19 protein-coding genes are annotated in these 25,992 nt (G+C 69.8%); 9 read left to right on the forward strand and 10 right to left on the reverse strand.

The genetic code is table 11. From position 1 onward, the window contains the following. Positions 1-9 precede the first annotated feature (9 nt). On the forward strand, positions 10-633 hold the full coding sequence (locus ACZ6ZD_RS03030; protein ID WP_465667770.1) for a DUF4429 domain-containing protein: 624 nt from the start codon (positions 10-12) through the stop codon (positions 631-633). A 4-nt stretch (positions 634-637) separates the two neighbouring features. On the opposite strand, the gene ACZ6ZD_RS03035 is transcribed toward ACZ6ZD_RS03030, so the two are convergent. From ACZ6ZD_RS03035 to ACZ6ZD_RS03055, 5 genes are all read right to left on the reverse strand, one after another. Next, complete coding sequence (locus tag ACZ6ZD_RS03035) at positions 638-10,510, reverse strand: MupA/Atu3671 family FMN-dependent luciferase-like monooxygenase (protein ID WP_465667772.1); 9,873 nt, start codon at positions 10,508-10,510, stop codon at positions 638-640. After that, positions 10,458-11,675, reverse strand: coding sequence for an MFS transporter (locus tag ACZ6ZD_RS03040; RefSeq protein WP_465667774.1), 1,218 nt, complete (start codon positions 11,673-11,675; stop codon positions 10,458-10,460). The genes ACZ6ZD_RS03035 and ACZ6ZD_RS03040 overlap by 53 nt, the downstream gene beginning before the upstream one ends. A gap of 110 nt (positions 11,676-11,785) precedes the next feature. Then, positions 11,786-13,099, reverse strand: a complete 1,314-nt coding sequence (locus tag ACZ6ZD_RS03045) for an MFS transporter (RefSeq protein ID WP_465667776.1) — start codon at positions 13,097-13,099, stop codon at positions 11,786-11,788. Next, on the reverse strand, positions 13,096-13,545 hold the full coding sequence (locus tag ACZ6ZD_RS03050; protein ID WP_465667778.1) for a MarR family winged helix-turn-helix transcriptional regulator: 450 nt from the start codon (positions 13,543-13,545) through the stop codon (positions 13,096-13,098). The genes ACZ6ZD_RS03045 and ACZ6ZD_RS03050 overlap by 4 nt, the downstream gene beginning before the upstream one ends. 499 nt (positions 13,546-14,044) lie before the next feature. After that, complete coding sequence (locus ACZ6ZD_RS03055; protein ID WP_465667780.1) at positions 14,045-14,239, reverse strand: hypothetical protein; 195 nt, start codon at positions 14,237-14,239, stop codon at positions 14,045-14,047. Between ACZ6ZD_RS03055 and ACZ6ZD_RS03060 the strand changes: the two genes are divergently transcribed. Beyond that, positions 14,226-14,732, forward strand: coding sequence for a hypothetical protein (locus tag ACZ6ZD_RS03060; RefSeq protein ID WP_465667782.1), 507 nt, complete (start codon positions 14,226-14,228; stop codon positions 14,730-14,732). The two genes, ACZ6ZD_RS03055 and ACZ6ZD_RS03060, sit on opposite strands and share 14 nt — an antisense overlap. On the opposite strand, the gene ACZ6ZD_RS03065 is transcribed toward ACZ6ZD_RS03060, so the two are convergent. After that, complete coding sequence (locus tag ACZ6ZD_RS03065; protein WP_465667784.1) at positions 14,693-16,165, reverse strand: NCS2 family permease; 1,473 nt, start codon at positions 16,163-16,165, stop codon at positions 14,693-14,695. The two genes, ACZ6ZD_RS03060 and ACZ6ZD_RS03065, sit on opposite strands and share 40 nt — an antisense overlap. A gap of 80 nt (positions 16,166-16,245) precedes the next feature. Between ACZ6ZD_RS03065 and ACZ6ZD_RS03070 the strand changes: the two genes are divergently transcribed. After that, positions 16,246-16,551, forward strand: coding sequence for a DUF2530 domain-containing protein (locus tag ACZ6ZD_RS03070; RefSeq protein ID WP_465667786.1), 306 nt, complete (start codon positions 16,246-16,248; stop codon positions 16,549-16,551). 120 nt (positions 16,552-16,671) lie between these two features. Here ACZ6ZD_RS03070 and ACZ6ZD_RS03075 read toward each other — a convergent pair whose 3' ends face one another. Next, entirely contained in the window at positions 16,672-17,535 is an 864-nt protein-coding gene (locus ACZ6ZD_RS03075) for a DUF3027 domain-containing protein (RefSeq protein ID WP_465667788.1), read from the reverse strand. 84 nt (positions 17,536-17,619) lie between these two features. On the opposite strand from ACZ6ZD_RS03075, the gene ACZ6ZD_RS03080 reads away from it, so the two are divergent. After that, positions 17,620-19,374 (forward strand): MFS transporter, encoded by a 1,755-nt coding sequence (locus ACZ6ZD_RS03080; RefSeq protein ID WP_465667790.1) that lies wholly within the window; start codon positions 17,620-17,622, stop codon positions 19,372-19,374. 8 nt (positions 19,375-19,382) lie between these two features. Here the strand turns inward: ACZ6ZD_RS03080 and ACZ6ZD_RS03085 are convergent, their stop codons facing one another. Beyond that, on the reverse strand, positions 19,383-19,766 hold the full coding sequence (locus tag ACZ6ZD_RS03085; protein ID WP_465667792.1) for a cold-shock protein: 384 nt from the start codon (positions 19,764-19,766) through the stop codon (positions 19,383-19,385). A gap of 107 nt (positions 19,767-19,873) precedes the next feature. Continuing rightward, on the reverse strand, positions 19,874-21,343 hold the full coding sequence (gene larE / locus ACZ6ZD_RS03090) for an ATP-dependent sacrificial sulfur transferase LarE (protein WP_465667794.1): 1,470 nt from the start codon (positions 21,341-21,343) through the stop codon (positions 19,874-19,876). Positions 21,344-21,448: 105 nt separating this feature from the next. Here larE and ACZ6ZD_RS03095 point away from each other — a divergent pair, with 105 nt between their 5' ends. Genes ACZ6ZD_RS03095 through ACZ6ZD_RS03115 form a run of 5 tightly spaced genes read left to right on the forward strand, consistent with a single transcriptional unit; the run spans position 21,449 to position 24,278 of the window. Continuing rightward, positions 21,449-22,378 carry a TauD/TfdA dioxygenase family protein gene (locus ACZ6ZD_RS03095; RefSeq protein ID WP_465667796.1) on the forward strand — a complete coding sequence of 310 codons (930 nt, stop codon included), beginning with the start codon at positions 21,449-21,451 and terminating at the stop codon, positions 22,376-22,378. A gap of 55 nt (positions 22,379-22,433) precedes the next feature. Then, positions 22,434-23,021, forward strand: coding sequence for a TetR/AcrR family transcriptional regulator (locus ACZ6ZD_RS03100; protein ID WP_465667798.1), 588 nt, complete (start codon positions 22,434-22,436; stop codon positions 23,019-23,021). Continuing rightward, complete coding sequence (locus tag ACZ6ZD_RS03105) at positions 23,021-23,971, forward strand: R2-like ligand-binding oxidase (protein WP_465667800.1); 951 nt, start codon at positions 23,021-23,023, stop codon at positions 23,969-23,971. Before ACZ6ZD_RS03100 ends, ACZ6ZD_RS03105 begins: the two co-directional genes overlap by 1 nt. A gap of 23 nt (positions 23,972-23,994) precedes the next feature. Next, positions 23,995-24,159 (forward strand): hypothetical protein, encoded by a 165-nt coding sequence (locus ACZ6ZD_RS03110; protein ID WP_465667802.1) that lies wholly within the window; start codon positions 23,995-23,997, stop codon positions 24,157-24,159. After that, positions 24,156-24,278 carry a hypothetical protein gene (locus ACZ6ZD_RS03115; RefSeq protein WP_465667803.1) on the forward strand — a complete coding sequence of 41 codons (123 nt, stop codon included), beginning with the start codon at positions 24,156-24,158 and terminating at the stop codon, positions 24,276-24,278. Before ACZ6ZD_RS03110 ends, ACZ6ZD_RS03115 begins: the two co-directional genes overlap by 4 nt. On the opposite strand, the gene ACZ6ZD_RS03120 is transcribed toward ACZ6ZD_RS03115, so the two are convergent. Next, positions 24,271-25,893 carry an AMP-binding protein gene (locus ACZ6ZD_RS03120; RefSeq protein ID WP_465667805.1) on the reverse strand — a complete coding sequence of 541 codons (1,623 nt, stop codon included), beginning with the start codon at positions 25,891-25,893 and terminating at the stop codon, positions 24,271-24,273. The genes ACZ6ZD_RS03115 and ACZ6ZD_RS03120 overlap by 8 nt on opposite strands. Positions 25,894-25,992: the final 99 nt, after the last annotated feature.

Consider the following 25,992-nt stretch of genomic DNA (forward strand, 5'->3'; position numbering starts at 1 on the left):
TCACTCGTGGTGAGGCTGCAGACCGGGACCGGCACGCTCGAGTGGGATGGCTCCGGGGCGCTCCGGATCCGGTACGCCGGGGCGCTGGCCGGCCTCGGCGAGCGGACACTCCCGGTCGAGGCGTTGCGGGCCGTCGAGGTGTCGGCCACGGAGCTGGTGCTGGAGCTGCGCGACCATGCCGACCCGCTGCTGAGTGTGAGCGGCGAGGCGTTGACCTCGATCTACCGGTTCGAGGTCGCCGGCGCCGAGCGGCTCGCGTCCGAGCTCCGGATCGCTCGTGCGCGGCGCGGCGTACCGGAAACGGCAGCGCCGGCCTGGCTGGTCGCGACCCCGCCCGCGGCGGACGCGTTGAAGGGCAAGGACGCGACGGTCGCGGTCGCGAACGGGCAGCTAATGTTCAGCTACCCGCGATCGGCTTCACGGCGCAAGAAGGCCGAGGGGAACCCCCGGTCCGTGCCGCTGACCGACATCATCGACGTGTCGTGGGAGCCCGGGCTGTTCCGGATCGGTACGGCGCGGACGCCGCTGGATCGGCCGAAGCCGCGCCACGACCCGGCCGCGGTCCGCGTACCGGGTCGCGAACTCGACGCCCTGTTCTTCGCCGCCCGGCTCCTGACCCGAATCCAGCCCTGAGCCATCACACCCGGTCGTCCAGGCTCCTGGTCAGCGCGGCGGCCCACGACGCGACGGTGTCCGGCGTGAAGAGGTCGGTCGAGTACTCGATGTCCAGCGTCAGCCCCGCATCAGTGAGCGTGAAGACGACGTACAGCTCGGTCCGCGCCTGATCCGCGGAAGGTTGTGGACGGACGGCGAACTCGCCCCACGGGAGCGCGAGCGTCGCCGGCGGAGCAGTGATCACCGTGAAGAGGACGGCCGGGTAGGGCAACTCAGCCTCGTGTGGAAGCGCGACGCGGACGACCTCGGCCAACGGCAGCGCCTCATGGTCGAGAGCCGAGTAGAGCGACCTGGCCGTCTCCGCGACCAGATCGTCGGCGTCCAGCGGCACCCGGACGAGCACGGCCTCACCGACGTACCCGATCACCTCTTCGTGCTCGGCTCGCCCCCGCCGAGCGCTCGACACCGGGAGGACGACGTCCTGTTGGCCGCACAGCGCACCCAGCCATTCGGCGAAGGCGGTCGCGATCAGCACGTACGGCGTCGTCCCAGCCGCGGCCGCTGTGGATCGCAGCGCGGTGGTCAGCTCGGCCGGCAGCTCCAGGTGGTGGCTGGCGCCGCGCCCGGACAGCAACTGCGGGCGTGGGTGGTCCACCGGCAGGTCCGGGCGGAGCGTCGCGCCGGCTAGTTCGTCCCGCCAGAACGCTTCAAGTTTGGCCCGGTTCGTTCCAGTCAGGTTTTCCTGTTCCCAGCGGGCGTAGTCCGCGTAGTCGGCCGCTGGTGCAGCTAGCTCCTCGCCGCGATACAAGGCCGACAGCTCGGACCAGAACAGCCCCTGCGACCAGCCGTCGAAGATGATGTGGTGGACGGCCAGCACGAGGACCCATCGGTCCGCGGCGACCCGCCCGAGCAGGGCCCGCCAGATCGGGGCCGTCTCCGGCTCGAGCGCGGGTTTCGCGGTCGCCAGACACCACTCGCGGATCTGCTCCTCGTCGTCCGGAAGATCCACCACCGGTAGCTCAACCGGCACGGTCGGCAGCACCTCCTGCCGGTCCTCGAACACCCTGGTCCGCAGCGCGCCGTGCCGCTGCACCAGCTTCTGCAACGCACGCCGCAGAAGCTCCGGATCGAGAGCACCGTTGATGTCGACTCGGCCCAAGCTGTTGTAGATCGAGCCGTCCGTCCGGCCACGATGCCGTCGCAGCACCCGCCGTTGCGCGAACGTCAACGGCGCGATCTCCGGTCCGGCCAGCGCGCGGATCGTCGGCGAGCGGAAGAACTCCGACAGCGTCAGGTCAACACTTGTTGCTGCCCGCAACCGATTCAGCAGCCGGACGGCGAGCAACGAGTGCCCGCCCAGCTCGAAGAAGGAGTCGGTCACGCCGACATCGGCGCGTTGCAGTACCTCGCACCAGACCGCCTGCAACTCCTGCTCCGCCACGGTTGCCGGGGCGACCCGCGCGCGATCGGACGTCGGGGCCGGCAGCGCTGCCCGGTCGAGTTTGCCGCTGGTTGTCAAGGGCAAATGTTCCAGAGCGACCCAGCGCCGGGGAACCAGATACCGCGGCAAGCGCTCCGCGAGATACTCGGTCAGGACGTCGTGGTCGACGTCGGCGACCGTGTATCCGACCAGCTCGCCGTCGAGGACGACGACCGCGGCCGCGCGCACCTCCGGGTGGTCGAGGATCGCGGCGCGCACTTCACCGGGCTCGATCCGGATGCCGCGCAGCTGGACCTGCTCGTCGGCACGGCCGTGAAACTCCAGCATTCCGTCGGATCGCCAGCGCCCGAGGTCGCCGGTCGCGTACCAGCCCGGCGCGAAGAAGGACGCCGCCGTCTCGGCCGGCCGGTTCAGGTACCCATCGGTGACGCAGACCCCTTCGACACAGATCTCCCCGACGGCGCCGACCGGTACCGGACGGCGATCCGCGTCGAGCAGGCGCACCCGAACACCCGCGATCGGCCGACCGATCGGCGGCTGGCCCTCCCCCGAATCGACCCGGTACTCGGTCACGATGATCGACGACTCCGTCGGCCCGTACGCGTTGTACAGCACGCAGTCCGGGTGCGCGGCGAGGAACTCGTGCTCAGCCGCGCCGGGCGTCGTCGCCTCGCCGGCCGAGTAGATCTCGCGCAGCGACGGCAACTCGGGCCGGGTCGACAGCAACGACTGGACGGCGCTGAACGGCATCGCGATCCGCTCGACCTGGTAGCGGCGAAGCTTCTCGGCGAGCTCCACCGGGTCGTACCGCGCGGCGTCCTCGATCAGGAACAGCGTCTGGCCCGCGGCGAACGTCGTGAAGATCTCGTGCACGCTCACGTCGAACGTCGGCGCGACCCACTGCAGCGCGCTGGTCGCCGGATGGGTGGCCCGGTAGGCCAGCACATGATTCACCGGCCCGCGGTGCGGGACCAGCACTCCCTTAGGCGTACCGGTCGACCCGGAGGTGTACATGACGTAGGCGAGATCGCCAGGCGTCACCTTCGTCGGCGCCGGTTCGCCGGGGACGAGATCTTCGAGGCGTAGCGTCGGCCCGCCGTCCAGCTCCGGCATACCCGCGCAGGTCACCCGAGCGACTGGACGCGCGTCGTCCAGCAGGAAACGCAATCGCTCAATGGGCGCCTCCGGGTCCAGCGGCAGATAGGCGGCCCCGGACTTGAGGACGCCGAGCAGGACGGCGATTTGCTCGATGCCGCGCGGCAGGCAGCAGGCAATCAGCTCGCCCGGGCGAGCTCCCATCCCAAGCAAAGCGGCGGCGACGTCGTTCGCGCGCTGGTCGAGTTCGGCGTACGTCAGCGCACCGAAGTCGCCGGAAAGGGCGATCGCTTGCGGGTGCAGCGCGACCTGCTGCTCGAACAGCTCATGCAGGCAGTACTCCGGTGCCGCGCCCGACTCGCCCTCCAGCGTAGGCAGGAGTTTTTCGTCCGACTCAGACAGCGCCGGTTGCCCGGTCGCGCTGTCGAGGGTCAGCTCGAGATAGTCCAGCAGCCGGACGACGGTGCTCTCGTCGAACAGGTTCGTGTCGTACTCGACGACGCATTCGATCCCGGCCAGGCCCGCGGTCAAGTAGAGCAACAGATCCATCGGTGCTCGCTCGCTCGGCAGATCCAGCAGGGCAGCCGAAATCTCCGGCGCGAACGTGACCTCGCTCGTCCCGCGCTCGAACTCGACCATGACGCCGAACAACGGATTGCGCCCGGCCGAGCGCTCCGGGTTGAGCTCGGCGACGATCTGCTCGAACGGCACGTCGCGGTGATCGACGGCATCCATCAGGGCAAGGCCGAACGATCGGGCCAGGTCGGTGAGGCCGGCGCCTTCGGGGAGGCGGAGGCGCAGCGGAAGGGTGTCGATGAACATGCCGACGGCGTCCGCTGCCGCGCGGTCCCGGCCGGAGACTCCGGTGCCGATCACGAAGTCACGTTGCCCGCTGAATCGAGAGAGCACGGTGCCGAGACCGGCGAGCAGGACGCTGAACACAGTGACCCGCTCGCCCGCAGCGAGGGCGTGCACTCGGGTGCTGAGCTCGCTGTTCAGCAGCCGGGTCAGCGAGCGACCGGCCGCACTCTGCGACCGTGGCCGGTCGGTGGGCAGGCGGAGCTCGGGAGCGCCGGTCAACTCGGTCAGCCAGAAATCCGGATCGGCCGGTTCGGCGGTGCGGGGGTGGAGTCCATCGGTGGCGGGCGGTAGGCCAGGGTCGGCGGGCCAGGCCTGGTAGTAGGCGCCGAGATCGCGGACGACGGCTGCGGTCGAGGCGGCGTCCCAGATGATGTGGTGGCCGACGAGCAACAGCACGTGGTGGTCCTCGGCGTGGCGGATGAGCTGGGCCCGGACGAGTGGCGCGGTGCCGAGATCGAGCTCACCGAGGCGGACGTCGTACAAGTCGTTGCCCTTGGCATCTACCAACGGACAGTCGAGGTGTGCGGCCGGCCGGACCCAGGCACGCGGCTCGCCGTCCACCTCGCCGAACTCGGTGCGGAGGGCCGGGTGGCGGTCGACGACCCGTTGCAGCGCGCCGCGAAGAGCCGTTGGGTCCAAGGGGCCGCGGAGTTCGATGGCTTTCGGTTCGTGGTACGTGTTCGCACCGGGGTCGAGCTGTTCCAGGAACCAGATCCGGCGCTCGGGCGGAGTGAGCGCGCGGCCGCGGTCAACTGGATCTTCGGCGTACTCGGCGCGAAGTCCGTCGACGATGGACAGGCTGGACATGACGTCCTCGGGGGCGAGGCCGAAGTCGACGAAGCAGGCGACCTCGTCCACGCCGATCGCGATCAGCTGGTCGACGATCGGGCGGCAGCTGTCCGGCGTACCGATCAGGGCGCGGGACGCGCAGTACCGCTGATAGGCCTGGCCGAGCAGGAACGCGACGTCGTCCGGCGCGGTCTTCTCCAGATCGATCTGGAAGCCCAGGCTGTTGGTGACCTGGCCGAACAGGGACAGCGAGGAGCGGAGATAGTCGCAGAACGGCTGGTACGCCGCCGTTCGGACCACCTCCAGGTCGTCGCCGAGGTAGGTGTGCAGCAGGACGACGACACGACCGGCGGCCGGGTCGAGACCGTGCTCGGCGCGGGTCGCGCGGTACCGGGCGATATTCGCGGCGAGGTCCTCGACGGACTGCGCCATCAGGTTGGTGACGATGCCGAGACCGTTGCGGGCCGCCAGCTCGTAGGACTGCGGGTTGCCGACGACGGCGGTGAACAGCGGCGGCTCGTCCTGGAGCGGCCGGGGGTAGAGCTGGAGCTCAGTGGGTTGACCGTCACCGGCCGGCGCGGTGATCGTCTCACCGGCCCACAACCGGCGGACGGTGTCGAGCCGGTCGTACATCTCGGCCCGATGGTTGCCATAGGCATCGGGTGCGAGGGCGAAGTCGCGCGCATGCCAGCCGCTCGCCACGCACAGCCCGACCCGGCCACCGGACAGGTTGTCGACGACCGACCACTCTTCGGCCACACGGATCGGGTGGTGCAGCGGGAGGACGACGGACCCCGCGTTCAGCCGGATCTGGCTCGTCCGGGTGGCCAGAGCGGCGGCGAGCACGGACGGGTTCGGGAACAGGGCGCCGAACGAGTGGAAGTGCCGCTCCGGCAGCCAGACCGAGTGAAACCCATTTCGGTCGGCGAACTCGGTGGCGTTGAGGATGAGGCCGTACTTGTCCTGTGCGGCCGAGTCGGGGTAGTCCCCGAAAAAGTACACGCTGAAGTCACACCTGGTCTGCCGGCTGGCCTGCGGCTGCGGTTGCCGCGGTCGCTCGGCGGACGGCGGCTGCGGGCTCTGCTGGGTGGGCGCTGCCAACTGGGTTGGTGTGCCACCGAGGCTGAGGTGTGCGGCGAGTTTGGTGAGCGTGTCGACGTCACCGAAGAGCGAACGGAGCGGGACGGTCGCACCGAAGGTGTCAGTGAGGTCGCCGACCAGGCGCATCAGCGAGAGGGAGTCCGCGCCCATGCTGAGGAACGAGACATCCGGCTGGATCTGCGCCGGCTGCACCCCGAGAACCGGAGCAAGCAACTCCCGAAGCTGCCCAAGCACGTCACTCGCCACCGGAGCGGTTGGCAGGGCACTCGCCGTCGGGGCAGGACTCTGGGTGGGGCGGGCCAAGGGGTGGCCGGGGAGGGGGATTCGGCGGCCTGTAGCCAGGGGTTGCCAGGTGAGGGGCGTGCCGGCGCGGTAGAGGGCGGCCAGCGTTTCGGGGAAGTGGGTTGGGGAGTTGGGGCGCTGGCTGGCGAGCCAGGTGGTGTTGGGGGCGGCTCGGGGGCCCAGCGGGGTGAGGGTCGCGTCGGGGCCCAGCTCCAGGAAGCGGGTGACGCCGTCCTGGACTGCGGCCGCAGCGGCGAGCTCGAAACGGACTGGTCGACGTGCCTGGTCGACGACGTAGCTGCTGGTGAGGTGGGTCCGGCGGACGCCGTCCAGGCTGCTGATGAAGGGGATGGCGAGGGGCTGGAAGACGACCCGGTCGGCGGCGGCTCGGAGGTCGTCGAGGAGCGGGTCGACCAGAGCGGAGTGGAACGCACGGGTGACGGGAAGGCGACGCCAGGGGACGCCGCTGCGGTCGAGGAGCTCGGTCGCGGCGGACATCACCTCTTCCGGGCCGGAGAGCACCAGCCGGTCCCGGCCGTTGACCGCGGCAACTTCCAGACCGCATTCGGCCGCGAGCTGCGCACCGGTCGAGTGGTCCACGGCGACCGCGACCATCGCGCCAGGCCGCATCCGCGTCCACATCAGCTCACCGCGGCGAGCCATCAGCCGCACCCCGTCGGCGAGCGACAGGCCGCCCGCCGCGTACAGCGCGGCGTACTCACCGGCGCTGTGCCCGATGACCGCCTCAGGGACGACGCCGAGCGCTCGCCAGACCTCCGTCCAGGCCACTTGATGCGCGAACAGCGCGACCTGGGCGAGTTCGTCGCGTTCGCTGCTGAGGACGTCGTCCCCCAGCACCTCTGACACCTCGTCGAACACCGCTCGCGCAGCCTCGAACCGGCCGGCGAGCCAACCGGACATCCCCGCGTACGACGCCCCCTGGCCCGAGTACGCAAACGCCAACGGGCCCGGCGTACCGGGCTCCGCGACCGTCGCCCGGCTGAGCGCGGCGGCGAGCGAACCCGCATCAGCGCCGACGACGGCGATCCGATGCTGATGGTGCCGACGGCCGAGTGCGAGGGTGGTCGCGACGTCCGCTGCGGCCAGCTCCGGCGTCGCCGTCAGCTGCTCCCGCAATGAGTCGACCAGCTTCGCCAGCGCGGTCGTCGAGGTCGCCGACACCGGCACGACCACCGGCTCGCTCGCGCGGTGCTCGCGAACCGCCGGCGGTTCTTCGAGGACGATGTGCGCGTTGGTCCCGCCGACGCCGAGTGCGGTGACCCCGGCGCGGCGCGGCCCGTCCCCCGCGGGCCAGTCGCGCGTCTCGGCGACCAGCTCGAACGGACTGCTCTCGATCCGCAGCTCGGGATGCGGCCGGTGGAGATTGATCGTCGGGACCAACCGGCCGTGCCGCAGCATCAGGACGGTCTTGAGCAGGCCGGCCATCCCCGCGCACGAATCCAGATGCCCGACATTCGCCTTCACCGATCCAAGTCCACACCGGGCCGGCCGGTTCCCCGACGAGCCGAACACCTGGGTCAGCGCCGCGACCTCGATCGGGTCGCCGAGCGCCGTCCCGGTCCCGTGGGCTTCGACGTACGAGATCGCCTCGGGGCCGACGCCGGCCCGGTCGAGCGCCCGGCGGACGACCTCGACCTGCCCCGGCACGCTCGGCGCGGTGAACCCGACCTTGCCGGCGCCGTCGTTGTTCACCGCGCTGCCGAGAATCACGCCGTGGATCGTGTCGCCGTCGGCGATCGCACGGTCCAGCCGCTTCAGCAACACCGCGGCGACGCCGTTCCCACCGACCGTGCCGTCAGCCTCCGCGTCGAACGGCCGGCAGCGCCCGCTCTGCGACAAGATCGAGCCGGGCACGTACCGGTACCCCGCATCCTGTGGCAACCGGATCGCCGCCGCGCCCGCCAGCGCGAGATCCGTGTCGGATGTCAGCAAGGCCTGCACCGCGAGATGGACCGCGACCAGCGAGGTCGAGCACGCGGTCTGGACGCCGATCGCCGGCCCGGTCAGCCCGAGCCGGTACGCGACCCGGCTGGCGAGGAAATCCGCCGTACCGCCGATCGTCGCCTGCATCGCGGTGGGGACGTCGCTGGGCTGGTCGCCGTCCGGCGGGTTGAGCCGATCCTGGTGTCCGTAGAGGTTCATCCCCGATCCGGCGTATACGCCGATCCGCTGCCCGGCCGAGTCGGCGTATCCCCCATGCTCCAAGGCCTCGTAGGCGACCTCCAGGAACTGGCGATGGGCCGGGTCGGTCAGCGCAGCCTCCTTCGGCGACAGCCCGAAGTACTCCGGGTCGAACCCCTCCGCGTCATCGAGCACTCCGCCCGCGCGCACCCAACCGTCCGCGCTTTCGGCGACGGAGACGCTGTCCACTCCCCCGCACAGATTGGTCCAGAACTCACCGACCGTCCGCGCGCCCGGGAAACGCGCCGCCATGCCGACGATCGCGACCCGCCGATCCGTCGCCGCTGCCTCGCTCGCACCCTGCACCGCAAGCGGTTCGGCACCGGTCAGCCAGCCGGCCAGGGCAACCGCCGTCGGGTACTCGAACGGGACCGTCGCAGGTACCTCGATCCCGAAGCTCTCGGCCAGCATCGCCCGCAGCCGCATCAGCTGAACCGATGTCAGCCCCAGCTCGTAGAACGGCGTCTCCGGAGCCACCGGCCGACCCGCCAGCTCCGTCAGCAACCGGCTGACCTCGGCTGTCACCTCACGAGCTGACGCCGGACGCCGATCGACGTACCGATCCCGCAGTTCGTTGCGACGGACCTTGCCGCTCGTCGTCCGCGGCAACTCCCCGGCGGGGACGACGTCCGCCGTCAGCCGAAGTCGCTCGAAGACCGCCGCCTTGACCGCAGAACTCACCGCGGCACCCGCCTCGACGAAGATCACCAGATCCTCGGTCCCGGTCGCCGCGTTCGGCACTCCAACGGCCGCTACCGCATTCAGCCTGAGCCCTGCGGCGGCCGCGGCGACGCCCTCGATCTCGTGGCAGAACAGCGTGTTCCCGTTGACCACCACGGTGTCGCTCTCGCGGCCGGTGATCACCAACTGCCCGGCCGCGACGAAGGCCAAGTCACCGGTCCGCAGCCATTCGCCGTCCGGCAAGGCGGACGCCGTCGCCGCCGGGTTGTTCTCGTAGCCCGTGGTGACGCGGTTGGACCGCACCTGCAGCCGTCCGATCCGCAGCTCCGGCAGGACGTCGTCGTCCGCATCGACCACCCGGATCGAAACCCCCGCGGCCGGTACGCCAACCGCGACGTACGTCGTGCACTCCGGCTCAGGCACCTCGGGACCAGCGAGCTCCAGCGGCGACTTCCGCACCCGGACCACACAGCCGGGATCGGTCAATCGGCCGAAGGTGATACCCGTCGTCGTCTCCGCCATCCCCCAAGCCGGCCGGAAACTGGACCGCGCCACCCCGGTCGCCGCCAAGAACCGCTCGACGACCGGCAGCACGATCTGCTCGCCACCGCTGACGAACGACCGGACACCGCTCAGATCGAAGGTCTTCCCGGCCGGCAACGCATCGGTGAGAAGTTGCAGCCCGAAGGTCGGCGCCCAGGTGTGCTCCACCTGACACTCAGCTACTTTTTCCAACCAGAGCAGGGGATTCGCGAGGACGTCGGCCGCCGGCAAATGCACCCCGGTGGCCCCGGCGAACACCGGCAGGACGTGGTACAGCAGCAACGCGGCACTGTGATCCAACGGCAGCCAGTTGAGCATGGACTCACCGGGCTGCAGGTCGAGCAGCAGCCGGGTCCCGAGCGCGAACTCGGCGAGCGCCTGGTGCGTGAGCGCGGCCGCCTTCGGCGCGCCGGTGCTGCCTGACGACAGGACCAACACGGCGACGTCGTCCGGCGCCGGCTCGTGCAGCTCGCCGGCCGGCTCCAGCCCGGCGAACTCCTGGACGGCGACCGCGGGCAGCGGGAGCTCGCGATCGGCCAGGATCAGCGGCTCGTCGAGCAGCTCCCAGGTGTGCCGGAGGCGTTCGAGCGCCGTCGGGTCGCTGATCGGCGCGGGCCGCAGTCCGCCGAGGATGCAGGCCCAGAACGCGGCGAAGAAGTCCTCAGCCGCGAGCCCGTGCAGGATCACCACGGCTCCGGGCGTCGCGCCGCGTGCCCGCAGCCCGGTCAGCATCCGGCGCGCCCGGCCGAGCAGCTCCGGATAGGTCAGGAGCCCGGACGGCGTCCGCACGCCGGCGGTCGGGAACTCGGCGGCGGCCCGGAGCAGCGCTTGGACCGCGTCAGCCGGATCAGCCCCGGTCGGCGCCAGCCGCGGGCCGTGCACGATCGACGAGTTCGCCATGATGCCTCCTCGGGAACAACCCACTCGACAAGAGCAGAAAGATCAGGACGCCGGTCACCGCGATCCCGTGCAGACCGGCGACGACCGGCAGCACCGGCAGGACGTCGAGCAGACCGCCGGCGAGCAGCATCCCGCCCGCGAACGCCGAGTTCTCCACGCTCGCGGACAGCCCGAAGACGCGCGTCCGCTCTTCCTCGGGCCGGGCCTGCAAGGTGGACAGGTAGCCGATCTCGCTCACCCCGTCGGCGACCCCGGCCAGGAACGCGACCGCGATCAGGCCCGCCGCGGGCAACCCGGTGAAGGCGAGCACGAAACACACCGACATCGCGCAGGTCGCGACGGCGAACGCGCGGTGGTCGAGCCGCTTCAGGACCCTGCTGACCAGCTGATGGGCGCTCACGCTGCCGATCGCCCAGGCGGTGAAGAACTGCGCACTGACCGCGGCCGGGTTGTCCGGCGCGGTCAGGGTGGCGTAGAGCGGGAGCGCGACGTTGTGCCCGGCCGAGGCGAGCGCGTCGATGCCGCGGACGGCGATCATCGCGACGATCAGCCCCGGCAGGAACTGCCACGGCCGGCGCCGGTCCTGGGTGGGTTCGCGTTCCGGCGTCCGTCCAGTGGTTCGGTTCGGCCAGACCACGAAGGCCTGGAGCGCCGCCGAGATCAGGAAGGACGCCGCGTTCACGGCGAAGGCGAGGTCGTAGCCGCCGAGGTCGATCACGAGCGCCGCCGTACCGAATCCGAACACGCTGGCCAACGATCGGCCGGTCACCACCCGCCCGTTGGCCCGGGCCCGTTGGTCAGCCCCGACCAGCTCCGGGATCGCGCTGCGCAGCGCCACGACGAAGGTGGTGTTGCCGAAGCCGAGGACGAGGGCTACCACGACCAGCGTGACCAGGCTCGGCGCCACGATCAGCACGAGCATCGCGGCCGCCTGCATCAGGTCGAGCCCGACCAGCAGCGGCCGGCGCGGCAGCCGGAGCAGGACGCGGCCGGCCACCAGCCCGGCCAGGAACCCGGAGCCGAGCCGGATCGCCATCACCGCACCGGTGACCCAGGTGCTCTGCGACCAGTGGAAGCTGAACAGGCCGAGCGCGACCAGGTTCAGATAGTTGCCGTACGACGACGCGGTGTAACCGCTCAGCAGAAGCCAGAAGGCGCGCGTCATTCCGCGTGCTCCCTCCTGGCTGGGCGGGGCGGCTACCCAGGTGGCGCACAGCTTAGAAAGGTTCCGCCTATCTGGCCATGGATCTGGTGAACTTCCGACAGATCACCAGATCAGGCGACTCGGGGATCCTTCACCGGACCGGTCTCGACGATGGCCTTCTCCGCCAGCAGCTCGGACTGCGGGAGGATGTCCAACCGCGGGCGGGGCAGCAGCCGCGGCCGGATCGTCAGGCCGCGGCGGCGGGAGAAGTAGAGGACCGAGCCGATGGCGCCGAGGGCGGTCAGGCCGCCGCCGACGATCAGCGAGTAGCGGGCGCCGAGCTCCTGGCCGACGAAGCCGATCAGCGGCGAGCCGATCGTCGTCCCGCCCATCAGGACGGTCATGTAGAGGGCCATCACCCGGCCGCGCATGGTCGGCTCGATGCTGAGCTGCATGGTCGCGTTGGCCGCGGTCAGCATGGTCAGCGAGGCCAGCCCGATCAGCGGGAGCACGACGGCGAACGTCAGGTACGACGGCATCACCGCGCTGACCACCTCGAGCAGGCCGAACGCGATCGCGGCGCCGATCACCAGCCGGGCCCGGATCCGCACCCGGCGGGCGGCCAGCAGCGCGCCGGACAGCGAGCCGATCGCGAGGATCGAGCCCAGGATGCCGAACTCGCCAGCGCCCTTGTGGAAGACCTCGGTCGCCATCAGCGCCGACGTCAGCTGGAAGTTCAGGCCGAACATCCCGGCGAAGGCGACGGTGACCAGGACCATCATCAGATCCGGACGGCGCCACAGGTAGCGCATGCCGTCGCGGATCATGCCCTTCTCGCGGCCCGCGACCTTCGGGGTGTGCAGCTCCGAGCGCCGCATCAGCCGCAGCGACAAGATGACGGCGGCGTAGCTGACGCCGTTCGCGATGATCACCGGGCCGGTGCCGACCCAGTGGATCAGCAGACCGGCCAGACCGGGGCCGATCAGGCGGGCGGCGTTGAAGGACGCCGAGTTCAGCCCGACGGCGTTGGACAGGTCGTCGCGGCCGACCATCTCGACCACGAACGCCTGCCGGGCCGGCGCGTCGAACGCCGTACCGATACCGAACAGGAAGGCGAGCGCGAAGACATGCCACGGCTCGACCAGGCCGGTCACCGTCAGCGTCCCCAGCAGTAGCGCGGCCACGCCCATCCAGACCTGGGTGAGCATCAGCAGCTTGCGCTTCGGGAAACGGTCGGCCACGAGCCCGGCGTACGGGCCCAGGAGGAGGGCCGGGGCGAACTGGAGACCGGTCACGATCCCCAGCGCCGTCCCCGAGTGGGTGAGCTCGAGGACCAGCCAGTCCTGCGCGACGCGCTGCATCCAGGTGCCGACGTTCGAGACGATCGCGCCCGTGGCGTAGAGCCGGAAGTTACGGACGCGGAACGCGCGGAACGTCGGGCTCATCGGGCCGCCAGCCGTTCGAGAACAGGTGCCGCCTTACGCAGGATGTCACGCTCCTCGGGAGTCAGTTGTTTCAGCTTGGTCTGCAGCCACTCGTCGCGGCGCCGGCGGTTGGCGAGGATCAGCTCGTCGGCCTTGGGGGTCAGCTCGACGGTGATCTGGCGTTTGTCGGACGGATGCGGACGCCGGACCACCAGCCCGGACTCCTCCATGATCGACACGATCCGCGTCATCGACGGCGGTTTCACCTGCTCGTGCGCGGCGAGCTCGCCGATCGTCATCAGCTCGTGTTTGGCCAGCGCGCCCAGCACGGACAGCTGGTTCGCCGTCAGCTCGTGACCCGGCTCGCGCTGCCGGCGGATCTGCCGGGACAACCGCAACGTCGACGACCGCAGCGCGCTCGCCAGCCCCACGTCACTCTTCACCTGCTGTGCTACGACTTCCGGCATATCCTTACCTTAACTCATTACCTTTGCTAACTAAAACGATGATCCGCCTGGTGGTATTCCCGGTGGTCTAGAGTTCGGTGCCATGGGGACGTCTGGTGAGCTCGCGCGGTACGAGCGGCAGTTCCGGCGGGCCGGGCTGCCGCTGTTCATCGAGGACTTCTCGCCGACGCACGACATCTTCAACCGGGCCGCGCCGCTGCTCACGCTGGTGTTCCTGACCGAGATGCTCGGCGCGACGTCCCTGAAGGACAAGGTCTGGCAGAACGTACTGGCGGCCGGGCTGGCGCTCCTGGTGCTGATCACGGCGTTCGGCGTCCTGAACGTGGTTCGCAAACGACCGTTCTTCTCGTTCCCGACCCGCTTCGGCCTACCCGAGCTTGCGGTCTTCGTGTTCGTGCCCGCGCTGCTGCCGCTCGTCACCGAAGGGCAGCTGAAACAGTTCTTCGTGTTTGCCATCGGCAACTTGTTGCTGATCGGAGCGGTGTACGTCGTCGTCGGCCTACGGGCTGATCGCGACGACGTACTGGAGTCTGCGCCGGATCGCCGGCGAGCTGGCCAACTCGCTGACCAGCCTGGTCCGGGCGCTGCCGCTGCTGCTGGTCTTCTCGCTGGTGCTGTTCATCAACACCGAGATGTGGCAGGTCTTCTCCGGGATGCCGGTCGCGTTCATCGTGCTGTCGGTGCTCGCGTTCACCCTGCTCAGCACGTTGTTCCTGATGGTCCGGCTGCCCAAGGAGCTGGATGCGATCGAGGACGACGTCAAGACGGATCCGCCGTTGCGCCGGGTGCAGCGGCTGAACCTGAGCGTCAACCTGGTGATCCGGCAGTGGGTGCAGGCGCTGGTGGTGAGTACCGGGGTCGGGCTGTTCTTCGTTGCCTTCGGCATGCTCGGGATCAGCGCGTCGATCTACGAGTCCTGGAGTATCCCGGTCGGCTCCTGGTCACTGCCGGTGAAGTTCCTGGACCACGAGATGCTGCTCAGCGCCAGCCTGGTGAAGGTTGCCATCGGCATCGCCAACTTCACCGGGCTGTACTACTCGATCGCGCTGCTGACCGATTCGTCGTACCGGGAGGAGTTCCTGGACAACGTCAGCGCCGAGCTGCGCTCACTGTTCGCGGCTCGGGCCGACTACCTGGTGCTGCGGGCTCAGGTGAGCCAGTCGGACAGCGGGCCGATCGCGAAGTAGATCACGAACAGGGCCGACACGATCCACATCAGCGGATGGACCTGCCGGGCCTTGCCGCGGACCGCCTTGAGGATCACGAACGAGACGAAACCGGCGCCGATCCCGGCCGTGATCGAGTACGTGAACGGCATCAGGATGATCGTCAGGAAGGCCGGGAACGCGACCTCGATATCGTCGAAGTCGATCCCCTTGACCTGCGTCATCATCAGGAAGCCGACCAGGATCAGCGCGGGCGTCGCGGCCTCGTACGGGACGAGCGTGACCAGCGGCGCGACCACCATCGAGATCAGGAAGCAGACACCGGTGACCACGCTGGCCAGGCCGGTCCGCGCGCCCTCGCCGACCCCGGAGGCGGACTCGATGTACGACGTGTTGCTCGAGACCGACGCGGCGCCGCCGGCCGCGGCCGCGACGCTGTCCACGATCAGGATGCGCTGCGAGTTCGGCGGGTTGCCATCGGCGTCCAGCAGGTTCGCCTCGGCTCCGATCGCGGTCATCGTGCCCATCGTGTCGAAGAAGTCGGCCAGCATCAGCGTGAAGATCAGCAGCAGCGCGGAGATCACGCCGATCCGCTCGAACGAGCCGAACAGGTTGAACTCGCCGACCAGATCGAAGTTCGGGGTGGTGAAGATCTGGTCCGGCAGGGCCGGCACGCTCAGGCCCCAGCCGCCCGGGTTCTCCGGCGTCCGGCCGCCGATCTTGGCGACCGCCTCGACCACGATCGCGAGGATCGTCGCGGCCACGATCCCGATCAGGATCGCGCCTTTCACCTTCCGCGCGTAGAGCGTGATGATCAGGATCAGGCCGACCACGAACACGACCACCGGCCAGCCGCGAAGGTTGCCGCCGACCCCCAGTTCGACCGGGGGCGCGCCCGGCGCGTCGGTCCGCCGGACGAAACCGGCGTCCACCACGCCGATGAACGCGATGAACAGGCCGATGCCGACGCTGATCGCCACCTTCAGCTGCACCGGCACCGCCTCGAACACCGCTTTCCGGAAGCCGGTCAGCACCAGGACCAGGATGATCAGGCCCTCGATCACCACCAGCCCCATCGCGTCGGCCCACGTCATCTTGCTCGCCACGCTGAACGCGATGAACGCGTTCAGCCCGAGCCCGGTCGCCAGCGCCAGCGGGAAGTTCGCCACCAGCCCCATCAGGATCGTGACGATCCCGGCCACCAGCGCCGTCGTCACCGCCACCTTGGCGATCGCGGCGCCCGAATCCAGCCCGCCGCCGATGAACTGCCCGCCGCCGTCCTTGGCCGAGCCGATGATCAACGGGTTCAGCACCACGATGTAGGCCATCGTGAAGAACGTGACCAGCCCGCCGCGAATCTCCCGGCCGACCGTGGAGCCGCGCTGACTGATCTTGAAGAACGAGTCGAAGGGATTCGATCCGGAGCGGGCCGTCGTGGCCTGGGACGAGCTCATGACGGCATGGTCTCAGGTCCAGCCACCCCGTCGCGAGCAGTATCCGCGAGCCTTTCGGGCGGGCCGTCTATGGTGGACCCGTGACGGAGGAGCAGCCCGCGCCCAAGAAGCGCACCGACCCCACCAGCCAGCTCGCCCGCGGCGAGCTGGTCCACGCCGACGTCAAACCCCTGGACCTGTCCGGCATGCCCACCGTGATCGTCGGCATCGCCGCCTGGGCCATCGCCTTCGCCGTCCTGCTCATCTTCCGCTCCACCCTCGAACGCGACGGCCTCGAATGGTGGATCTGGGTCGCCGCCGCCGGCTTCGGCCTCGGCTGGATCGGCCTCTGGTACTGCCACCGCCGCTGGACCAAGATCAAAGCCGGCCACCCCGTCCGCGACTGACCCCACCGCGCCGCAGTACCGACCAACGGGTAGACCTCCCCCGCGCCGACCGTGCGGCAGCGGACGACGGCGTCCGGCAGCCCCACTACTACCCGTTCGCCGGTACGCCGATCGCGGCGATCAGGCGTCGGCAGCGCCCGGGGCCTCAGCCGTCAGCTCGGCGTCCGACTGCGGTTCGTCGGTGGCCTCGACCTCGACCTGGACGGCGTCCGCTTCGGCGGCCAGCTCGAGGGCGTCGTAGCCGGTGGTGTCGAAGGCGTGGTCGGCGACCGGGGGCTCGGTGATGTCGATGACGGCGTCCGAGTGGGCGCCGCAGCCGTAGTCCGAGGCGACGACGCGGCCTTCGCCGGGGGCCATCTCGTTGGCGCAGGCGCCGAAGGAACGGCCGAGGCTGTCCCCGAGGCGGATCCAGTAGCCGCAGCCGACGCACTTGTACGGAACGGCCTGGGCGATCGCGGACGACGGGCCGAACTCGCCCGCGGCCCAGCGGTCGGCGGCCTCGTCCCGCCCGAACAGCGAGAGCACGCGCTCGCGGCCGAGGCCGAGCTCCTCGACGATCTCGAGCGTCTCCTCGGGGGCGCCGGTGTCGTTGAAACCGGGCTCGAGCCGCGGGTCGTCGGCCGGGGTCGGGAACAGGTCGCCCGGGCGCAGGTCGCCGGGCTGGACACGCTCGGACCACGGCACCCACTCGGGCGCGACGATGGCCTCGCCGCCGGGCAGCATGACGACCTCGTTGACCGTGACCGTCTTCGCGCGCGAGGCGCGGGTCAGCGTGACCGCCCAGCGCCAGCCGCGGTAGCCGGGATGGGTCGAGGCGAAGTAGTGCGTGACGAGGCGCTCGCCCTCGACCAGATGACCGAGGTGTTCGCCGATCTGCGCGGCGCCCGCTTCGTCGATCGCAGCCTCACGAGCAGCGTCGATCGCGGCGACGCAGACCGCGTCGGCCTTGGCACGCACGGGGTCCGGAGTTCTGACGGGGGTCACGGTCGCCCATTCTCGCATGTCTCCGGTCATCGTTCGAACGCGCCGTGACTGCGCTCCGTCCCCGGCACGAGGCAGGATGGAGACATGCACACGCCAGACCCGGCCGACCAGCCGCGCGGCCCCGGGAGTACGCCGGGCCCGGGCGCGGCCCGAGGCGCGCGCAAACCGGCGGACGACGGTCCGAAGAAGTCGGCCGGTGAGCGGGTCGGCGCAGCGCGTGAGCGGCTCGGTACCGCGGGCCGGAAGTTCGGCCGGGCGTCCAAGGCCGGCGCGACCGGCGTCGCCGCGGCGTCCAAGAAGACGGCGACCGTCGGCGGCAACGTCGGCCGCTGGACCGGACGCCGGATCAGCGGCCTGACCGGGGCACAGGGCGCTCGCGAGTCCGGCCTGTCCCGGCTGATCGAGCTCGGCGCGGTGAACGCGGCGGGTGACACGGCGTTCGCGGTCTCCCTCGCGGGCACGGTCTTCTTCACCGTCCCGAGCGACCAGGCGCGGGACCGGGTGGCGCTCTTCCTGCTGCTGACGATGGCGCCGTTCGCGCTGATGGCCCCGCTGATCGGCCCGATCCTGGACCGGTTCCGCCACGGCCGCCGTTGGGCGATCGGCGCGACGCTCGGCGCCCGCGGCTTCCTGGTCTGGAGCCTGGCCGCCTCGATCAACGACAGCAGCTCGGTCTGGCTCTACCCAGCGGCCCTCGGTTGCCTGGTGGCCTCCAAGGCGTACGGCGTCACCCGGGCGTCCGCCGTCCCGAGGCTGCTCCCCAAGGGGATCACGCTCGTCACGGCCAACTCCCGGATCTCGCTGGCCGGGGTCGCCGGTGCGACCGTCGGCGCCGGGATCGCGGGCGCCTTCGCCGCGATCGGCCCGCAGTGGTCGCTGCGCTGGGCCGCCGTCGTGTACGGCGTCGGCCTGATCCTCGCGATCCGGCTGCCGGCCGCGGTCGACTCGCCGGCCGGCGAGGAGATGACCGGGACGGCGGGCCGCGAAGCCCGCCGGAAGGCGATCACCGCGGCGGTCGCTCGCGGCATCCGCTGCAACCTCGGCCTGCGGTTCGTCTCCGGCTTCCTGACCATGTACCTGGCGTTCCTGCTCCGCGACCAGCCGATCGCGGGGATCAACGGCACGGTCGCCGCCGGCGCGGTGGTCGCGGCGGCCGGCATCGGCAACAGCCTCGGCACGCTGGCCGGCTCGTTACTGAAGGCCCGAAAACCGGAGACCGTCGTCCTGGTCGTGCTGCTCGCCGACGCGGCGATCGCCGTCCTGGTCGCGATCTTCTACGGATTCCCGATACTCATCGCGCTCGGCCTGGTGGCCGGCTCGTGCAGCTCGCTCGGCAAGTTGTCGCTGGACGCGATGATCCAGCGCGACGTCCCCGAGACCGTCCGGACGTCGGTGTTCGCGCGCTCGGAGACCGTGCTGCAGCTGTCCTGGGTGCTGGGCGGGGGCTGCGGGATCGTGCTGCCGCTGATCCCCCGCCTCGGCTTCGGCTTCCTCGCGGCGGTGCTGCTGATCGCCGTCGTCCTGGTCCTGCGGATGAAACCGTCCGGTGTCCCGGGCGTCGGCGGCGTCCGTCGTCCCGGCTCGCCGAAATCGCCGAAGCCGTCCGAGCCGCGCGGTACGACGCGGACGGTCATGACGACGAGCATCGCCGAGCAGCGGGCCAGTCGCGCCGAGCGGCCCCAAGACGACGGCGCCGAGCCGACTGTCGAGGTCAAGACCCAGCAGCCGGTCGGCAAGTGGTGGAGCGGCCAGCCCGAGGACGACGCCGACGAGCAGCCCGCCCCCTGGGCCGAAGAGCCGACCCTCGAGAACAACCGCCGCCCGGAGCCGCCGCGCTGACCGGCGGCTCAGACGTCGAGTTTGTCGGCGACGCCGCGGAGTACGGTGGCGACCTGGCGGGCGGCCTTGCCGTCGGGGTGGCGGCCGCGGCGGTAGCCCTCGCCGAGGTTGTCGAGGAGTTTGATCAGGTCCTCGATGACGAGCTGCATCTCCTCCGGCTTCGGGCGCATCGCCTTCACCACCGACGGCGGCGGGTCGATCAGCCGGACCTGCAGCGCCTGCTCGCCCTTACGGCCCTCGACGACGCCGAACTCGACCTTCTGGCCGGGCTTGAGGTTGGTCACACCGGCCGGCAACGCCTCGGCGCGGACGTAGACGTCACCGCCCTCTTCCTTGCTGAGGAAGCCGAACCCCTTCTCGGAGTCATACCACTTGACCTTGCCAACGGGCACGGGAACCTCTTCAAAATCAATCGTCGGAAAACCCTGACCGGGCGGGCGGCCCGATCGGCTACCCAGCGTACGTGACCGGCGGCGTCAGCGCCTCTGGGAAACAGTCGTCACCGGTACTTCTCCGGATCCTTCAACCGCTCGTTCATCGATCCGGACCGGAAACCGCGCGGGTCGACTGTCGCGGCCAGGAAGCCCTCGGCCACCACCGCGGCGACCAGCTCGGCATGGTCGACCCGATCGAGCAGGTCGCGGTCGATCTCGATACTCGCGCTCGCCCCCAGATCGCGGACGCGCACGTTCTGGACGCCGTCCGCCGCCAGCCGGGACCGGACCACCTGCTCGGCCCGATCCACCCGCGCGAGCAGGCTCGGCGTGATCCGGACGCCGTACGCGATCCGGCTGGACAGGCAGGCCGCGGCCGGTTTGTCGGACGTCGCCAGCCCCCAGCTGCGCGACGCCGTACGGATCTGCGCCTTGGTCAGCCGCGCGTCCTTCAGCGGGGTGATCGCGCCGCGCTCGTGCGCCGCCCGGATCCCCGGCCGGAAGCCGGCCTTCGCGTCGTCGGCGTTCGTCCCGGTGGCGATCGCGGGGATGCCGAACTCGTCGGCGATCGGCTGCAGCGTCTCGACCAGCTCGGCCTTGCAGAAATAGCACCGGTCCCCAGCGTTCGCCTGGTAGCCCTCGCGCTCCATCTCGTGGGTGTGCGGGGTGACATGGCGGACGCCGAGTCCGTCGGCGAAGCGGGCCGCGGGCTCCAGCTCGGCGACCGGCAGGCTCGGGGAGATCGCCGTCGCGGCGACCACGTTCGCCGCGCCGATCGCGCGGGCGGCCGCGGCCAGCAGGAACGCCGAGTCGGCGCCGCCGCTGAACGCGACGACCAGCTTGTCGTAGGTGGTCAGGCGTTTCATCAACGCCTCCAGCCGCTGCTCGAGCACGTACGCGTCGAGCCAGGCCGGGAACTCGGTCAGATCGTTCAGCACGACATCCGCGCCGTACGCACGCAGCTCGTCGGCGGTGAACGGGCCGGTCGCCACCGCGACCGCCAGCGCACCGGCCGCGTGCGCGCCGTCGATGTCGGCGGTGTGGTCGCCGACGAAGATCGAGGCGTTGTGCTCGCGCAGGGCCGTGCCCTTCTCGGCGCCGTGCAGGTCGCCGACGGGCTCGTCGACGTCCAGGCCGAGATGCGTCAGGTGCAGCTTGACCGACGGCGTGTACTTCGCGGAGACGACGACCGTCCGCCCGTGCAGGGCGCGGATCGCGGCCAGCGACTCGGCCACGCCGGGCAGCGGCAGGCTGCCGGTGATCGCCTGCGACGGGTAGTGCTCGCGGTAGCGGGTGACCATCGCGTCGACCTGCTCGGCGGGGAACCAGTTCGCCATTTCCCAGGTCAGGGGCGGGCCGAGCCGGCTGACGACGAGATCGGAATCGATCTGGACGCCGGTCTCGGCGGCGAGCAGCTCCCAGACCGCGCGGATCCCAGGGCGGGAGTCGATCAGCGTCATGTCCAGGTCGAAGCCGACCACGAGCTCCGGCACGTCGTACCCGGCGGGGGCGGGTTGCAGGTCGGCGGTTGACACGTCCCCAACCCTACGTCCTGCCGCCGACAGACCGGTCTCGCATCCCGAAACAGCTGTTATGTGCATTGAATCAATCGGATTATGGACCGAACCCTTGGAGGAAACATGACCGCTCAGCTCGAAGCGCCCGAGATCACCGTCGCCAAGGCCGGTGGTGCGATCGGCGCGGTGATCGGCAACGTCCAACTCGGCGGCGGGCTCGCGCCGGAGACCGTCGCGGCGATCCGGCAGGCCCTGCTCGACCACAAGGTGATCTTCTTCCGCGACCAGCACGAGCTGGACGACGCCGGCCAGCTCGCCTTCGCGAAGCTGCTCGGGACGCCGACCCTCGCGCACCCGACCTCGCGGAGCGTGGACGGCGCCGCGAACGTGCTGCCGATCGACTCCGACTACAGCAAGGCCAACAGCTGGCACACCGACGTCACGTTCGTCGACCGGATCCCCGCCATGAGCCTGCTGCGCGCGGTCACACTCCCGGCGTACGGCGGCAACACGACCTGGGCCAACACGGTGACGGCGTACGCGAAACTCCCGGCGCCGCTGCAGGCGCTCGTCGACCGGCTGTGGGCCGTGCACAGCAACGTGTACGACTACGCCGGGCACGCGGACGAGGGCCGGATCGGCGGCGTCGACGTGAAGTTCGAGGAGTACCAGAAGGAGTTCGAGTCGAAGCTGTTCGAGACCGAGCACCCGGTCGTGCGGGTCCACCCGGAGACCGGTGAGCGCGCGCTCGTCCTGGGCCACTTCGTCCGCCGGTTCGTCGGCCTGAGCAGCACCGAGACGACCGCGCTGTTCCAGCTGCTGCAGAACCGGATCACCAACCTCGACAACACCGTCCGCTGGCAGTGGCAGCCCGGCGACCTCGCGATCTGGGACAACCGCGCCACCCAGCACTACGGCGTCGCGGACTACGACGACCAGCCCCGCCGGCTGCACCGGATCACGCTGGCCGGCGACGTCCCAGTGAGCGTGGATGGCGTCCGCAGCACCCCGCGCACCGGCGACGCGGCGCACTTCTCGTCACTTGACACCTGAGGATTACTTGTTCGACCTCTTGACATATGAGGGTGAAATGTAAACCCTCAGAGTCATGGACTCGTTCGCGGACCGCACCAAGCGCCGGTTACGCGACGAGCTGCTCGACGCCGCGTACGACGCGATCGTGGCCGGCGGGTACGACGGGCTCCGGATGGCCGACGTGGGTCGGCGTACCGGAGTGTCCCGGCAGACCGTCTACAACGAGTTCGGCGACAAGTGGGGCGTGCTGCAGGCGGTCGCGGCACGGGAGACGGAACGGTTCCTGCTGGACGTGAACGCGGCGCTCGCCGAGGCCCCCACCCCGATCGCCGGTTTGCAGGCCGCGGTCGAGCGGGCTCTCGCACTGGCCGGGGAGAACCCGCTGGTGAAGGCGGCGCTGGGACAGCCGGGGTCGGACCAGGCCAGCCAGCTGCTGACCACACGGGGGCAGCAGCTGCTGGAGGTGTGCCACCAGGCGCTCGATGCGCACGTCCGTGCGCACTGGCCCGAGGTGCCACCGCAGGACGCGACCAGCTGCGTCGACATCGCACTCCGCGTTGTCTTGAGCCACATCGTCACGCCGGGGCCCCCACCGGCGGCTGTGGCGGCGCAGCTCGGTCGCGTGCTCAGTCCCTTTCTGACTCAGTCCAGGAGGCAGTGATGACGAATCCGTTGCACAGGCAGGGTTTCAGCTCATTGAAGTCCGGCGGCTTCAACTGGGACGCACTGCCGCTGCGCCTCTTCGACAAGGGCAACCGGAAGTTCTGGAACCCCCGCGACATCGACTTCAGTCAGGACGCCAAGGACTGGCAGGAGCTCAGTGCGAACGACAAGGACAACGCGCTACTGCTCTGCGCGCAGTTCATCGCCGGCGAGGAGGCGGTCACCGAGGACCTGCAACCGTTCCTGCAGGCGATGTCGGCCGAGGGCCGCTTCGGCGACGAGATGTACCTGACGCAGTTCTGTTTCGAGGAGGCGAAGCACACTGCGGTCTTCCGGCTCTGGCTGGACGCGGTCGGCGTCACCGAGGACCTGCATCACTATGTGGAGAACAACCCGGGCTACCGAGCGATCTTCTACGAAGCCCTCCCCGTTGCGCTCAAGTCGCTGAGTGCCGACCCCTCACCAGCCAACCAGGTCCGCGCCTCCGTCACCTACAACCACGTCGTCGAGGGCACACTCGCACTGACCGGCTACCACGCCTGGAACCTGCTCTGTACGGCGCGCGGCATCCTGCCCGGCATGCAGGAGCTGATCCGCCGGATCGGTGACGACGAACGCCGCCACATGGCATGGGGCACCTTCACCTGCCGCCGTCACGTAGCTGCCGACGCCTCCAACTGGAAGGTCGTCACCGACACCATGGAAGAGCTCCTCCCCCATGCGCTCACCCAAATCCAGTGGGCCCTCGACAACTCCTCAGAACTGCCTCCAGAGATCAACCCGACCGCACTGATGACGTACGCCGGCGACCGCGCGACCCGCCGCCTCGGCGCCATCGAGTCCGCCGTAGGCGCCGACGTGGCCGGCATCGACCTCGACTACTCCCCGGAGAAGCTGGAAGACGTCTTCGGCGCCGAAGACTCCGCCGCACTCGCCGCCGTCCGCTAGCAGCGCACGTACAGTGAGGTGGCATGTCGCGCGAAGTGGTCATCGGCCGTTGGCTCTGGGGCCTCGTGCCACCGCTGTACTTCGGTCTGCAGCTTTTCGTCGCCGGCGCCTGGCCCGTCCCGTACAGCGCCTCCAGTCGTGCCGTGGTGAGCACGGCTCCAGGACGCCGCTGGGACGGCGTTCGGTGACGCAGGTCGTCCAGAACCTGACCGCCCACAGCCTGCTCGCACTCCCCTTGTTTGTAGGGACGGTCGTCGTGCTGTTCCGGAGCGTCGGGCTACTGGCCGGGCGGGCTCGCGTCAGCTGAGTCCGAGCAGGTCGACGGACTTCTCGCGCATCTCGACCTTGCGGATCTTGCCGGTCACCGTCATCGGGAAGTCCTCGACGAGCAGGACGTACTTGGGGATCTTGAAGTGCGCGAGTTTGCCGGTGGCGAAGGCGCGGACGGCGGCGGCGTCCAGGGGCTCGGCGCCGGGCTTAAGCTTGATCCAGGCGCAGAGTTCTTCGCCGTACTTGGCGTCCGGGACGCCGATCACCTGGACGTCGGCGACCGCCGGATGCGTGTAGAGGAACTCCTCGATCTCGCGCGGGTACACGTTCTCGCCGCCGCGGATCACCATGTCCTTGATGCGGCCGACGATGTTCACGTAGCCGTCCTCACGCATCACTGCGAGGTCGCCGGTGTGCATCCAGCGCGCCTGGTCGATCGCCTCGGCCGTCTTGGCCGGCTCGTCCCAGTAGCCGAGCATGACCGAGTAGCCACGCGTACACAGCTCGCCTGGCTCGCCGCGCTCGACCACCAGACCAGTGGCCGGGTCCACCAGCTTCACCTCGACATGCGGCATGACTCGGCCGACGGTCGACGTCCGCCGGTCCAGATCGTCGTCCCGGCGCGTCTGCGTGGACACCGGCGACGTCTCGGTCATGCCGTAGCAGATGGCCACCTCAGCCATGTGCATGTCCGCCAGACAGCGCTTCATCACCTCGATCGGGCACGGCGACCCGGCCATCACGCCGGTGCGCAGCGTCGACAGGTCGTACTCGTCGAAATTCGGTAGCCCCAGCTCGGCGATGAACATCGTCGGTACGCCGTACAGCGCGGTGCACCTCTCGTCCTGGACGGCCTGCAGCGTCGCAGCGGGGTCGAACGCCGGCCCCGGGATCACCATGCACGCACCGTGCGTCGTACAGCCCAGGTTGGCCATCACCATGCCGAAGCAGTGGTAGAAGGGCACCGGAATGCACAGCCGGTCCTCAGCGGTGAAGGCGATCGTCTCGGTGACGAAGAAGCCGTTGTTGAGGATGTTGTGGTGGCTGAGTGTCGCGCCCTTCGGAAAGCCCGTTGTGCCACTGGTGTACTGGATGTTGATCGGGTCATCGAACGACAGCTCGGCCGCCCGTTTCTGCAGTTCGTCATCCGGTACGGCGGACGCGGCATCGCGCAGGCCGTCCCAGTCACCAGTGCCGATGTAGACGATCTCTTCGAGCGCACCGCAGTCCGGGCGTACCTCATCAACCATGGCGCGGTAGTCACTGGTCTTGAACTCGGTAGCCGAGATCAACAACCGCACACCGGACTGGTTGAGCGCGTAGGCCAGCTCGTGCGTGCGGTACGCCGGATTGATGTTGACCAGGATGGCCCCGACAGACGCCGTCGCGTACTGCGTGATGGTCCACTCCGCGCAGTTCGGCGCCCAGATGCCGACCCGGTCGCCTTTGGCGATGCCACGGGCCAGCAGGCCGCGCGCGACCAGATCGACCTCCGCCCCGAACTCGGCGTACGTCCAGCGCCTGCCGGTCTGCACCTCGACCAGCGCGTCCCGGTCGCCGTACCGCTCGACCGTCCGTCTGAGGTTGGCGCCGATCGTCTCACCCAGCAACGGCACCTCGGCGATTCCGGACGCGTACGAAGGCAGGCTCATGGTTGTCATCGTGGCCCTGCGCGGATACCCGTGCAACCGCACGTGCGGCGGGAAACAGGGGGTGGACGGCAAGCAATGTCCTTGCCAACTCTCCGTCAC

Source organism: Kribbella sp. NPDC104218, assembly GCF_055584105.1.